The sequence below is a fragment of the Methylocystis sp. WRRC1 genome (assembly GCF_020733155.1).
GTDB lineage: Bacteria > Pseudomonadota > Alphaproteobacteria > Rhizobiales > Beijerinckiaceae > Methylocystis.
On the sequence record NZ_JAJFZJ010000001.1, the window covers coordinates 660417 to 673701 of the forward strand.

Here is a 13285-nt window from a genome sequence, read left to right on the forward strand (position 1 = left end):
ACATATCATGTAATACTTGGAGGAGCCGACAAGCCGGCTGCGCTTCCAGACGCTCCGGACGCAATGCCCGCCTTCCGGAAAAACTATAGCGTCTTCGGCCGAGCTGTGATTCCCGACTCGCAGACTTCGATCTCGATATCGTCTCTGTTGTTGACGTTCTGAAAGAAAGTCATAACCCTTTTTTTGTCTTCGTCATTCAGACGGCACAATTCACGCAGTGTTTCGAGCGCGTTCCGTTCCTGGATGAGGTAAAGAAACTCGAGAAACTCTGCGCCACGCCACTCCAGAACCTTTTGCCCTACAGCCTCGGCCAGGCGAACATCTGCCCCACGCATTTTAGAACCCTTCAACATCCTACAATGTCTAATAGTCCCGCCGCATCAAAGCTTTGCACTTGCCACCATGCTTGTCGAAAAGGCGCGCAGGGCTGTCTCATGCATTAAAATGTAATATATTTTGCATGGTTACATGAAGTACGTGATTTCGTACTGGCGTCGGCGCGGCTCAAGTCCATGCGGCCGTCGGACAGGAAAACGCGGCGACGCGTTCTCACCCCTTCTCAACGCCGCAATAATCGTCTAACAGAACCACGACTTTCGAGCCGGGCGCGCCCGCTCGCCGCCCCATGACCTGTCGCATGGGACGGGCGTCTTATCAGACGCCCTTAAAGGGCATTCCGGGACGCGTTCCGGTCCAAGAGGCCGGAAGCGGCCTTTTTTTTGCGCGCTCGCCACCCGGCGAAACACGAAGACGACTCAAGCCCGCCCGCTCAGGACGGGCGTCCAGAAGGACGCTTATGCCGAAAAGAACCGACATATCGACAATCCTGATCATCGGCGCGGGGCCCATCGTCATCGGACAGGCCTGCGAGTTCGACTACTCCGGCACGCAGGCCTGCAAGGCGCTGAAGGCTGAGGGGTACCGGATCGTGCTCGTCAACTCCAATCCGGCGACGATCATGACCGACCCGGATCTGGCGCATCGAACCTATGTCGAGCCGATCACGCCGGAATTCGTCGCCAAGGTCATCGAGAAGGAGCGCTATGCGGTCCCCGGCGGCTTCGCGCTGCTGCCGACCATGGGCGGCCAGACCGCGCTGAACTGCGCGCTCAGCCTCGAAAAAATGGGCGTGCTGAAAAAATTCGACGTCGAGATGATCGGCGCCACGGCGCACGCCATCGACAAGGCGGAGGACCGCGAACTCTTCCGCGAGGCGATGACCAAGATCGGTCTGGAGACGCCGCGCTCGCACCATATCAAGACGCTGCCGCAGGCGCTGGAGGCGCTGGACGACATCGGGCTGCCGGCCATCATCCGGCCGTCGTTCACGCTGGGCGGCACGGGCGGCGGCATCGCCTACAACAAGGCCGAGTTCATCGAGATCGTCGAGCGCGGCATCGACGCTTCGCCGACCAATGAGGTTCTGGTCGAGGAAAGCGTCCTCGGCTGGAAGGAATACGAGATGGAGGTCGTCCGCGACAAGGCGGACAACTGCATCATCGTCTGCTCCATCGAGAACATCGACCCGATGGGCGTTCACACCGGCGACTCGATCACCGTCGCCCCGGCGCTGACGCTGACCGATAAAGAATATCAGATCATGCGCGACGCCTCGCTCGCCGTGCTGCGCGAGATCGGCGTCGAGACCGGCGGCTCCAACGTGCAATTCGCGGTCGATCCGCGCACCGGCCGCATGATCGTCATCGAAATGAACCCGCGCGTGTCGCGCTCCTCGGCGCTGGCGTCCAAGGCCACGGGCTTCCCCATCGCCAAGGTCGCCGCACGCCTCGCGGTAGGCTACACGCTCGACGAGATCGCCAACGACATCACCGGCGGCGCCACGCCCGCCTCCTTCGAGCCGACGATCGATTATGTCGTCACGAAGATCCCTCGTTTCGCTTTCGAGAAATTTCCGGGCGCCGAGCCGGTCCTGACTACCGCGATGAAATCGGTCGGCGAGGCGATGGCCATCGGCCGCAATTTCGCCGAGTCGCTGCAGAAGGCGCTCCGCTCGCTGGAGACCGGCCTTTCCGGTCTCGACGAGATCGAGATCGAGGGGCTCGGCAAGGGCGACGACATGAACGTGCTGCGCGGCGCGCTCGGCACGCCGACGCCGGATCGCCTGCTCGTTGTCGGTCAGGCGCTGCGCCTCGGCATGTCCCGGCAAGAGATTCACGAGGCCTGCAAGATCGATCCGTGGTTCATCGACCGCCTCGCGGAAATCGTGGCGCTCGAAGACAAGGTGCGAAAATTCGGCCTGCCGAAAGACGCCGAGAATTTCCGCAAACTGAAATTCGCCGGCTTCTCCGACGTGCGCCTCGCGACGCTGACGGGACTCGAGGAGAAGGACGTGCGGGCCGCCCGCCACGCGCTGCAGGTCCGTCCGGTCTACAAGCGCATCGACACCTGCGCGGCGGAGTTCGCCTCGCCCACGGCCTACATGTATTCGACCTACGAGGCGCCTTTCATCGGCGCGCCCGAGAGCGAAGCCCGGCCGACGGACAAGAAGAAGATCGTCATTCTCGGCGGCGGGCCGAACCGCATCGGACAAGGCATCGAATTCGATTATTGCTGCTGCCACGCCTGTTTCGCCCTGGCCGACGCCGGGTACGAGACGATCATGATCAATTGCAATCCTGAGACGGTCTCCACCGACTACGACACTTCGGATCGCCTCTATTTCGAGCCGCTCACGAACGAGGACGTCGCGGAAATTCTCGATGTCGAGAAGTCGAACGGAACGCTCGTCGGCGTAATCGTCCAGTACGGCGGGCAAACGCCGCTGAAGCTCGCGCATGGTCTCGCGCAGGCGGGCGCGCCCATTCTCGGCACGCCGGTCGATTCGATCGACCTCGCCGAGGACCGCGACCGCTTCAAGCGCCTGCTCGACAAGCTCGGACTGAAACAGCCGAAGAACGGCATCGCCTATTCGGTCGAGCAGTCGCGCATCGTCGCGGGCGAACTCGGGCTGCCGCTCGTCGTGCGCCCGTCCTACGTGCTCGGCGGCCGCGCCATGGCCATCATCCGCGATCAGTCGGAGCTCGACGAATATCTGCTCGGCACGCTGCCGACGCTAGTGCCCTCCGAGATCAAGGCGCGCTATCCCAATGACAAGACCGGGCAGATCAATATGGTGCTCGGCAAGAATCCGCTGCTCTTCGACCGCTATCTCACCGATGCGATCGAAGTGGACGTGGACTGCCTCGCCGACGGCGAGCAGGCGGCCATCGCCGGCGTGATGGAGCACATCGAGGAAGCGGGCATCCACTCGGGCGACTCCGCCTGCTCACTGCCGCCGCGCTCCCTGCCGCCGGAAACCATCCTGGCGCTCGAGGAGCAGACGAAGAGCCTCGCCATGGCGCTTGGCGTCGTCGGCCTGATGAATGTGCAATTTGCGCTCAAGGACGGCGAGATCTACGTTCTCGAAGTCAATCCGCGCGCCTCGCGCACGGTGCCCTTCGTGGCCAAGGTCGTCGGCGCGCCGGTCGCCAAGATCGCCGCGCGGGTGATGGCGGGCGAAAAGCTCGCGAATTTCACCCTGCCCGACACGCGCCCGGCCCATGTCGGCGTGAAGGAGGCGGTCTTCCCCTTCGCGCGCTTCCCCGGCGTCGACACGGTCCTCGGCCCCGAGATGCGCTCGACCGGCGAAGTCATCGGTCTCGACCGCTGCTTCGACGCGGCCTTCGTAAAGAGCCAGCTCGGCGGCGGAACGAAAGCGCCGCGCGAGGGCGTGGTCTTTGTATCGGTCCGCGACGAGGACAAGGCCCGGGTCGTTCCCGCCATCCGGCTTCTCAAAGAGATCGGCTTTTCCGTCGTCGCGACCGGCGGCACGGCGCGCTATCTGGTCGAACAGGGCATCTCGGCGCAGAAGATCAACAAGGTCTCGGAGGGCCGGCCGCATATCGTCGACGCAATCAAGAACGGCTCGATCCAGCTCGTGTTCAACACGACGGAGGGCGCTCAGGCGCTCGCCGACTCCCGTTCCTTGCGCCGCGCGGCGCTTCTGCATAAGGTTCCATATTATACCACTCTGGCGGGGGCCATCGCCGCCGCTCAGGGCATTCGGGCATATGTTTCGGGAGATCTGGAAGCGCGGGCGTTGCAGGATTACTTCGAACCCCGCAACTGACGGAAACCAAAGGTTGATCGGCGACGCTCCGTCGCGCGGGCCCGGGGCCCGGTCGCCGTAGAGGCGAAAGCGCGGGGCGCCGCTGTGGCGGCAAATTCAACGCGACCATGATTCGGGGAGTCCCGCGCCGGCGTCCATGCCCGCGGGAGAGACGGGTTTTCCCCGATAAAGAGGCGAATCGACGAAAGGCGAAGAGCGAGACCGATGGACAAGGTGCCCATGACAGCCCCCGGCTACGCCGCGCTCGCAGAAGAACTGCGCCGCCGGCAGCAGGAAGACCGCCCGCGCATCATCCAGCAGATCTCGGAGGCGCGCGCCCATGGCGACCTCTCGGAGAACGCCGAATATCACGCCGCCAAGGAAGCGCAGTCGCTCAACGAGGGCCGCATCGCCGAGCTGGAGGACAAGCTCTCGCGCGCCGAGGTGATCGACGTGTCCAAGCTCACGGGCTCGACCATCAAGTTCGGCGCGACAGTCACTGTCGTCGACGAGGACACCGACGAGGAAAAGGCCTATCAGATCGTCGGCGAGACCGAGGCTGATGTTAAGAGCGGCCGCGTCTCCATCACGAGCCCCATCGCCCGCGCGCTGATCGGCAAGACGGTCGGCGACACGGTGGAGGTGAAAACCCCCGGCGGCGGCAAAAGCTACGAGATATTGAAGGTCGCGTTTGTGTGACGGAGCCCGCTCGGGTCCTCTCCCCGCTAGCGGGGAGAGTAGTTTTGCGCCCCTCCTGCCGCCCGCGACCACCCTTCGCATCCTCTCCGACGGCCGCGCCGGCCATGAGGCGCAGACGCTGGGGATCGCTGAGGCGCTTGGCCTGACGCCCGACATCAGGCGCGTCGCGCCTCGAAAATTCTACGACTGGATCGCGCCCTTCGGACCGCCCGACCCGCAGGACGCGCCAGCCTTCGCTCCGCCTTATCCCGACATCGCCATCGCCGCAGGGCGCCGCACGATACCGGCGCTGCGGCGGCTGAAGCGGGATTCGGGCGGCGCAACTTTCACGGTCTACGTCAACAGGCCGGCTACCGGGCCGGGGACAGCCGACCTCATCGTCGCGCCCCGCCACGACCGCCTCTCCGCCCCTAACGTCATTTCGGCGCTCACTCCGGCGAATCGCGTCACGCCCGAGCGCCTCGCCCGAGCGCGCGCCGCGCCCGATCCGCGCATCGCCGCCCTGCCCCGGCCCCGGGCCGCCATGCTGATCGGCAGCGCCGAGGGCGTTGTTTACGATCTCGATTTCATTGCGAGTTACCTGCTCGCCGCCGGCGAAAGCGTGATGGCGACGCCCTCCCGCCGCACGCCGCCGGAAATCTCACGAATGTTGTGCGGGGCGCTCTCCGCTCCGGGCGGCTATTTCTGGGGCGGCGAAGGCGAGAACCCCTATTTATCCATGCTCGCCAACGCCGACCGCATCATCGTCACGGGCGACAGCGTGAATATGGTGGGAGAGGCCGTCGCGACCGGCGCGCCGGTGCATGTCATCGAGCCCTTCGTGACGCGCAGAAAGCTCAGGGCCTATCTCGCCGCGCTGGAGAAAGCGGGCGCCATCCGCATCTGGAGCGGTCCTTTCGATGACTGGACCTACAAGCCGATCAACTCCACGCCGACGATCGCGCGCGGCGTCGCGGAAGCCTTCCGGCGCTTCGCGGCATGAGGCGGAGGGATTGCAGCGCGACGCATAATCGCTAGATTGCGGGCTCCTTCGAGGCCCCCAGCGAGTCCCAAATGTCAGCCCCACAACACGCGCGCGTCATCATCATCGGCTCCGGGCCGGCCGGCTATACGGCGGCGATCTACTCCGCGCGAGCCCTCCTCGAACCGATGCTGATCGCCGGCTTCGATCAGGGCGGACAGCTCATGATCACCACCGACGTAGAGAATTACCCCGGCTTCGCCGAGCCCATTCAAGGCCCCTGGCTGATGGAGCAGATGCGGCTGCAGGCGGAGCATGTCGGCGCGAAGCTCGTCTCGGATCACATCGTGGAAGCGCGGCTCGACAAGCGCCCCTTCACGCTCATCGGCGACAGCGGAAACACCTATACCTGCGACGCGCTGATCATTGCGACCGGCGCCAAGGCGAAATGGCTCGGCCTGCCGAGCGAAGAGAAATTCAAGGGCTTCGGCGTCTCCGCCTGCGCCACCTGCGACGGCTTCTTTTTCCGCGGCAAGAAGGTCGTCGTGGTCGGAGGCGGCAATACGGCGGTCGAGGAGGCGCTCTATCTCTCCAACCTCGCCTCGCATGTCACCCTGGTGCATCGACGCGACACGCTGCGCTCCGAGCGCGTGCTACAGGAGCGCCTGAGCAAGCGCGAAAACATCTCCGTCCTCTTCGACCACGTCATCGACGAGATCACGGGCGACGACGAGCCGCCGACCGTTTCGGGCGTGAGGGTGAAGAACGTCAAGACCGGCGAGACGCAGACGCTCGACGTGGAGGGAGTCTTCATCGCCATCGGACATGCGCCGGCGTCCGAACTCTTCAAGGGTCAGCTTACCCTGAAGCCGTCCGGCTACATCGCCGTTGAGCCGGGCACGACGCGCACCAATATTGCGGGTGTCTATGCGGCGGGCGACGTCGCGGACGAGGTATACCGCCAGGCGGTGACGGCCGCTGGGCTCGGCTGCATGGCCGCGCTCGAGGTGGAGAAGTTCCTGCTGGACGCGTGAGGAGAAAAAAACGTGACGGAACGCGTGATCTTCCAGAAGAAAGCCATGCCGATCGAGGTCGAGGCCGGCAAGACCTACTATTGGTGCGCCTGTGGACGCAGCGCCAAACAGCCGTTCTGCGACGGCGCCCACAAGGGCACGGGGATCGAGCCCGTCGCCTACAAGGCGGAGGCGACCGGCAAGGCTTTCTTCTGCGGCTGCAAGCACAGCAAGAAAGAGCCGCTCTGCGACGGCACACACAAGGAGCTGTGAGGCCGCCAAAACTCGGGCAGCCGGACCGCGCCTAATCCTTCCCGCATGCGCGAGGGGAGCAATCCTCACTGGATCAAGATCACATGAGGAGTTCGCGCGATCCCCGGAAAGGCTCACGGATTCCCCTCCCCCCGCTTGCGGTGGGGAGGGGTTAGGGGTGGGGGGCTCGCGCAATGGGCAACAAATCCGACCGATCCGACCCGAGAACTTCCCGCGCCAGAGCGCTCAGACGCGACGCCACTCCCGCCGAGCGAAAACTCTGGTCACAACTGAAGCAGCTGGAAATCGCCGGCAGCCACTTTCGCCGCCAGGCGCCTATCGGGCCCTATTTTGCCGACTTCGCCTGTTATCGCACCCGCCTTGTTGTCGAAGTTGACGGCGAGCAGCACGGCATCGACGCGGCACGCCGCCACGACGAGGCCCGAACGCGTTTTCTCCAGTCGAATGGCTACCGCGTGCTACGCTTTTGGAACGCGGAAGTCCTGAGTAACCTCGAAAGCGTTGTGGACACGGTTTGCGCCGCGCTCTACCAAACACCCGAGCAGTAACCGTGTCCCCCCACCCCTGCCCCTCCCCGCCGCAAGCGGGGGAGGGAAACGAGCCGTGCGACAACACCGCCCATGCCCGACCTTCTCCTTGAACTCTTTTCCGAAGAAATTCCCGCGCGCATGCAGCGTCAGGCGGCCGACGACCTCAGGCGGCTCGTCACCAATGCGCTCGTTGAGCGCGGCCTGACCTATGAGGGCGCGAGCGCCTACGCCACGCCGCGTCGCCTTGCGTTGCAGGTCGTTGGCCTGCCCGGCCGCCAGCCGGACGTGCGCGAGGAGCGGAAAGGTCCGCGCGTCGGCGCGCCGGACGCGGCCATACAGGGGTTTCTGAAAAGCGCGGGGCTGGCGTCGCTCGATCAGGCGAGGATCGAGAAGGACAAGAAAGGCGCGGAATTCTATCTCGCCGTCATCGAGCGCCCCGGCGCCGAGACGATTCAGGTGCTTGCGGAAATCCTGCCCGGAATCGTCAAGGGCTTTCCCTGGCCGAAGTCGATGCGCTGGGGCGCGGCCTCGGAGCGCACGGACTCGCTGCGCTGGGTGCGCCCGCTCCATTCCATCGTCGCGACCTTCGGGCCGGAGACCGAAACCCCGGACGTCGTGCCTTTCGAGGTGGACGGGATCGTCGCGGGCAATACGACGCACGGCCATCGCTTCATGGCGCCGGCGGCGATCCATGTGAAGCGCTTCGAGGATTATGCAATGTCGCTCGAGCGCGCCAGGGTCGTCATCGACCCCGAGCGCCGGCGCGACATCATCCTGCACGACGCGAAAGACCTCGCCTTCGCGCAGGGGCTGGAGCTGGTGGAGGACGCGGGCCTGCTGGAAGAAGTGGCGGGGCTCGTGGAATGGCCCGTGACGCTGATGGGCAGTTTCGACGAGAGCTTCCTCTCCATTCCGCCGGAAGTCATTCGCGCGACGATCCGCGTGAACCAGAAATGCTTCGTGCTGCGCAAGGACGGCAAGCTCACCAACCGCTTCATCCTCGTCTCGAATATCGAGGCGAGCGACCATGGCGCGACGATCGTCGCGGGCAATCAGCGCGTCATCGCGGCGCGCCTGTCGGATGCGAAATTCTTCTACGAGACCGATCTGAAGACAAAACTCGAAGACCGACTGCCGAAGCTCGATCAGATCGTTTTCCATGAGAAGCTCGGCACGCAGGGCGAGCGCGTGAAGCGCATTGCGGCGCTGGCGCGGGAGCTGGCGCCGATCGTCGGCGCCGACCCCGACAAGGCCGCGCGCGCCGCGACGCTCTGCAAAGCCGATCTCGTCTCGGAAATGGTTGGCGAATTCCCCGAGCTTCAGGGATTGATGGGCAGCTATTACGCGAGCGCGCAAGGCGAAGACCCGTCTGTCGCAAACGCCTGCTACGAGCATTACAAGCCGCAGGGCCAGGGCGACTATGCGCCCAAGGACCCGGTGTCCATCGCCGTGGCGCTGGCCGACAAGCTGGATACGCTCGTCGGATTCTGGGCGATCGATGAGAAGCCGACGGGAAGCAAGGACCCTTACGCGCTGCGCAGGGCGGCGTTGGGGGTGATCAGGATCGTGCTGGAGAATGAGCTGCGCATAAGTCTCCATACCTTTTTTGCGCATTTGTACGGGTGGCTTTTAACAAAAGAGGGATGGGGGCGCGGTGATTTAGCCGACGTCCTTCTAACCGCGCCTAATGATCATGAATCCGTTTTCAAGAAGGAAATGGCGTCTTGGCTGAGTGCGCATCCCATCCAAGCCGGCTTCCTCAGAACGGATGAAAATTTCGACACCGTGTTCGATGTGCTAACCACGGCGATAAGTCACAGACGCTCATCTGATTTTGACAAGACTTTAGACGGAGAGACGTTCGCACCGTTTGGCGACCTGACACAAGCTTACGAGGACGCGTTGTTCCGCAATGAGCTTGACTTGCTCCGGGAAGAACGCGGCGTAGTAGTTCTTGATAGGACCGTCGATCAGCTAATCGAAAGAATTATTTCCCTGAGGTTCGTCGGCCAATTCAGTGCGCTTGACATGAATTGGATCGCTAACTGGCTCGGTGAGATAAGGCAGATATTTGACGTAGCAAAAGACCCAATCTTGATCGCAATCAACCGGAGAGCGTCGGACCTCCTCGAATTTTTCATCGACCGCCTGAAGGTCTACTTGCGCGACAAGGGCGCCAGGTACGATCTTATCGATGCGGCGCTCGGCGCCGTTGCGTTCGATGAGTCCGAGGAGGAGACTGCGAGCGCGGCGTTACAGGACGACCTGCTCATGATTACGAAAAAAGTTGAAGCGCTCGATAAATTTCTCGCAACCGACGACGGCAAGAACCTGCTCGCGGGCTACAAGCGCGCCGTCAACATTCTGAAAGCCGAAGAGAAAAAGGACGGGCCGCGCGCCTACTCCCACCGCCATGCGCCGAATCTGCGCGTCGAGCCGCAGGAGCACAAGCTCGCCGCGGCCATTGCGCGGGCGCGCGAGGAGACGACCGAAAAGCTGGAGAAGGAAGATTTCGCCGGCGCCATGCGCTCGCTTGCAAAACTGCGCGATCCCGTGGACGCCTTCTTCGAGCATGTGACGGTGAACGCCGACAACGCCGATCTGCGCCTCAACCGCCTGCGCCTGCTCGCGGAATTGCGCCGCGTGATGATGGGCGTCGCGGATTTCGGGAAAATCGCGGGAGAGGCCGGGATGGCGTGAGGGGTATGATTTCCTCGTCCTTCGGGATGCAAGCTTCGCTTGCTCCTCAGGATGAGGAAACCCCTGTCGCCGTCCGCATCCTGAGGAGCGCCTGAAAGGCGCGTCTCGAAGGATGAAATCGGCTTCCCTTACGCCCCATTCCCTGTAAAGGACCGCGGCGCGGGCGAGATGATCTTCGCGGCGCCGCCGTTGATCTCCAGCACCGACAGGCCGCGCTCGTTCATGCCATCAGGGCGGAAGCGGAACACGCCATCCGCGCCGTTGAAGCCCGACGGATTGGTGAGCACGCTTTCCGAATAGCGCTGCGACCCCTGCGTGCGCGAGAGGGCGATGGCCAAGGACACGGCGTCGTATGCGAGCGTCGCGATGCGCGCCGGGTCCGAGCCGAATTTCGCCTTGTAACGCTGCGCGAAGGCGTTGAAGCCGGCGTTCTCCGGCGCCGTGAACCATGCGCCCTGCAGGGCCGGCAGGGCGAGCGTGCGTGAGTCGTTCCACAGACCGGTGCCGATGATCTGCACTTTCTTCGAGTCGAGGCCGTTGGCGACGAGTTCCTTCGAGACCGCCGCCATGGCGTCGGCCTGCTCGGGAATGAAGAGCGCGTCGAACTGGTCGCGCGCGGCCGCGAGGCGCTTCACCGACTCGGCGGAGGCGCCGGGCTTGTAACGCTCGATCATCGGGACGCGCAGCCCGTGATTGGCGGCGCTCTGCTGGAACTGCGCCATCGCCAGCGTGCCGTAGTCGTTCTCCGGCACCAGCGCCGCAATGGACTTCTTGCCCTTTTGTGCGGCGAATTCGACGCCGCGCTCGACATAGCCCTCGACGAGGAAAGACAGGAGATAATTGCCGCGTCCCGCCGCCGAAGCGTCGGTGGAGAAGGCGATGACCGGGCGACTCGAAGAACGGGCGACCCGGCCCGCCTCCTTCACATCCGTCGCGAACACCGGACCGAGGATGATTTCGGCGCCCTCGTTGATCGCCGCCTGCGTCGCCGCGGCGGCTCCGGCGGGCGTCGAGCGGTCGTCCTTCACAAGGATCGTGACGTCGTTCGTGCCGCTGTCGGCATAAGCAAGCTTGGCGGCGTTGCGCAGCGACGCGCCGACCGAGGACGGGCCGTTCGCGCCGGTCAGCGGCACGACAAGGCCGATCTTCACGGCGCCGTTGCCGATGACTTCGCCGGCGTCAGCCTGCTGATCAGTCGGGGCGGCGGGGCCCGCCGGCGCGCCGAGGCGCAGATCGCGCATACCTGGAATGCCCGGTCCTGTCGTGGGATTACAGGCCGCAAGCGATACGACCGCGACGCATGCCGCAGCACGGAAGGCGGCGGAGACAAGGCTCTGGCGCGCGGTTCGAGAAATAGTCTTCATAAATAAACCAACCCCCTGCGCTCCGGCGGTCTTTGGCCGCGCCTGCGCCTTACCCCGCCGATAAGGTCCGTCTCCCCGGCGGAAAGTCAATAGATTACTCATTACGCAGTAATTGCGGCCTTGCGATGATTCGCGCTTTTGTTCTACAAAACGAACAAAAGATCATTTTTATAGAACGGCGCGTGCGGAGGAAACCTATGGCCAGCGACGTCGACTCCCCCTCCGCCGCGAGCTACACCGCCTTCGGCTTGCGCGCCGAGGCGGAAAAAATCGAACCGGGGCTTCATGTTGTCGCGACCCCTATCGGCAATCTGAAGGATATTTCCTTCCGCGCGCTGTCGACGCTCGCCGCCGCCGACGCGGTCATCGCCGAGGACACGCGCGTCACCAAGACGCTGCTGGCGCATTACGGCATATCGACGCCGCTCGTCGCCTATCACGAGCACAACGCCAGGGTGATTCGCCCGCATCTGCTGGCGCGGCTCGAGTCCGGGGCCAGACTGGCGCTGGTCTCGGACGCCGGCACGCCGCTCGTCTCCGACCCCGGCTTCAAGCTGGTGCAGGAGGCTCTGGAAAAGGGCCTGCATGTCACGGCCGTTCCCGGCCCTTCCGCGGTCCTCACGGCGCTGGTCGTCGCGGGCCTGCCCACCGACCGCTTCTTCTTCGAGGGTTTCCTGCCGCACAAGAGCGGACCGCGCCGGGCGCGGCTGGCGGAGCTGGCGCATGTGCCCGGCACGCTGGTGTTTTTCGAGAGCCCGCGACGGCTTGCGGAAACGCTCGAGGATTGCGCGGCGGCGCTCGGCCCCCGCAACGCCGCCATCGCGCGGGAATTAACCAAGATGTACGAGTCCGTGCGGCGGGGTCCGTTGGACGAGCTCGCCGCCGCGCTGGCGCGGGAGGAGCCGCCTCGCGGCGAAATCGTGCTCCTCGTGGCGCCGCCCGAGGCCGGCGCGGCCGAATTGGCCGAGGCCGACCTCGACGCAAAAATCAACGAGGCGCTCGGCGCCTATTCGGTAAAAGACGCAGCCAGCGTCGTGTCCGCCGCCACCGGCCGGCCGCGCCGGCAGGTTTATGCGCGGGCGCTGCAACTTGCGGCGGAGCGGGAGAAGGCCCCTCCCCGACCCTGAGCATTTCCGCGAAAGAGCGGATTGAACACCCCTATTGCTGCGTTTACGCTGGCGCAGATTTTGAGCTTCACTCCCGCAAGTCGGCGGGCGGCGCACAGGGAGAGTAACAGGCGTGATCGACGACAGGCGCGATGTCCGCCGCAACGCCTATGCCTATGGCCTGCGCGCGGAGACCGTCGCCACGCTCTGGATGCGCGCCCATCTCTATTCGATTCTCGATCGCAACTACCGCGTCAACGGCGGCGAAATCGACGTGATCGCCCGGCGCGGGAGCACTATCGCCTTCGTCGAGGTGAAGGCGCGCGGCGACCTCGATGACGCCGCCGTCGCCATCACGCCGCAGAAGCAACGCCGAATTGCGCGCGCCGCCAACCGCTGGGTCGCGACCCACCCCTGGGCGATGAACTGCACGCTGCGCGCCGACGCGATCTTCGTGGCGCCGGGGAAACTGCCGCGCCATGTGGAAAATGCGTTCGAGCTCGGGTTTGGGTAAACAACTCTTTATCAACA

At 64.3% G+C, this 13285-nt stretch carries 11 protein-coding genes; 9 read left to right on the forward strand and 2 right to left on the reverse strand.

Annotated elements, in window-relative coordinates; all coding sequences use genetic code 11:
• Positions 1 to 83: 83 nt before the first annotated feature.
• Complete coding sequence (locus LG047_RS03380; RefSeq protein WP_227965407.1) at positions 84 to 335, reverse strand: hypothetical protein; 252 nt, start codon at positions 333 to 335, stop codon at positions 84 to 86.
• 461 nt (positions 336 to 796) lie between these two features.
• On the opposite strand from LG047_RS03380, the gene carB reads away from it, so the two are divergent.
• The 7 genes from carB (at position 797) to glyS (ending at position 10284) form a co-directional block, all read left to right on the forward strand.
• Positions 797 to 4129 carry a carbamoyl-phosphate synthase large subunit gene (gene carB / locus LG047_RS03385; protein WP_227965409.1) on the forward strand — a complete coding sequence of 1111 codons (3333 nt, stop codon included), beginning with the start codon at positions 797 to 799 and terminating at the stop codon, positions 4127 to 4129.
• 204 nt (positions 4130 to 4333) lie between these two features.
• Positions 4334 to 4807, forward strand: a complete 474-nt coding sequence (greA, locus tag LG047_RS03390; RefSeq protein ID WP_036282292.1) for a transcription elongation factor GreA — start codon at positions 4334 to 4336, stop codon at positions 4805 to 4807.
• Positions 4800 to 5789 carry a mitochondrial fission ELM1 family protein gene (locus tag LG047_RS03395; RefSeq protein ID WP_227965411.1) on the forward strand — a complete coding sequence of 330 codons (990 nt, stop codon included), beginning with the start codon at positions 4800 to 4802 and terminating at the stop codon, positions 5787 to 5789. The genes greA and LG047_RS03395 overlap by 8 nt, the downstream gene beginning before the upstream one ends.
• Before the next feature lie 71 nt (positions 5790 to 5860).
• Positions 5861 to 6802: a thioredoxin-disulfide reductase gene (gene trxB / locus LG047_RS03400; RefSeq protein WP_227965412.1), complete on the forward strand. Its 942-nt coding sequence runs from the start codon at positions 5861 to 5863 to the stop codon at positions 6800 to 6802.
• A 12-nt stretch (positions 6803 to 6814) separates the two neighbouring features.
• Positions 6815 to 7054, forward strand: coding sequence for a CDGSH iron-sulfur domain-containing protein (locus LG047_RS03405; RefSeq protein WP_036282297.1), 240 nt, complete (start codon positions 6815 to 6817; stop codon positions 7052 to 7054).
• A 173-nt stretch (positions 7055 to 7227) separates the two neighbouring features.
• Positions 7228 to 7602 carry an endonuclease domain-containing protein gene (locus LG047_RS03410; RefSeq protein ID WP_051134081.1) on the forward strand — a complete coding sequence of 125 codons (375 nt, stop codon included), beginning with the start codon at positions 7228 to 7230 and terminating at the stop codon, positions 7600 to 7602.
• A 72-nt stretch (positions 7603 to 7674) separates the two neighbouring features.
• Positions 7675 to 10284: a glycine--tRNA ligase subunit beta gene (gene glyS / locus LG047_RS03415; protein ID WP_227965413.1), complete on the forward strand. Its 2610-nt coding sequence runs from the start codon at positions 7675 to 7677 to the stop codon at positions 10282 to 10284.
• 128 nt (positions 10285 to 10412) lie between these two features.
• Here the strand turns inward: glyS and LG047_RS03420 are convergent, their stop codons facing one another.
• Complete coding sequence (locus LG047_RS03420; RefSeq protein ID WP_227965414.1) at positions 10413 to 11525, reverse strand: penicillin-binding protein activator; 1113 nt, start codon at positions 11523 to 11525, stop codon at positions 10413 to 10415.
• 320 nt (positions 11526 to 11845) lie between these two features.
• Between LG047_RS03420 and rsmI the strand changes: the two genes are divergently transcribed.
• Both rsmI and LG047_RS03430 read left to right on the forward strand, forming a co-directional pair.
• On the forward strand, positions 11846 to 12775 hold the full coding sequence (rsmI, locus tag LG047_RS03425) for a 16S rRNA (cytidine(1402)-2'-O)-methyltransferase (protein WP_227965415.1): 930 nt from the start codon (positions 11846 to 11848) through the stop codon (positions 12773 to 12775).
• A 112-nt stretch (positions 12776 to 12887) separates the two neighbouring features.
• The gene (locus LG047_RS03430; protein WP_036282303.1) at positions 12888 to 13268 is read left to right on the forward strand and encodes a YraN family protein; all 381 of its coding nucleotides are present in this window, start codon (positions 12888 to 12890) and stop codon (positions 13266 to 13268) included.
• The last annotated feature ends 17 nt before the right edge of the window (positions 13269 to 13285 follow it).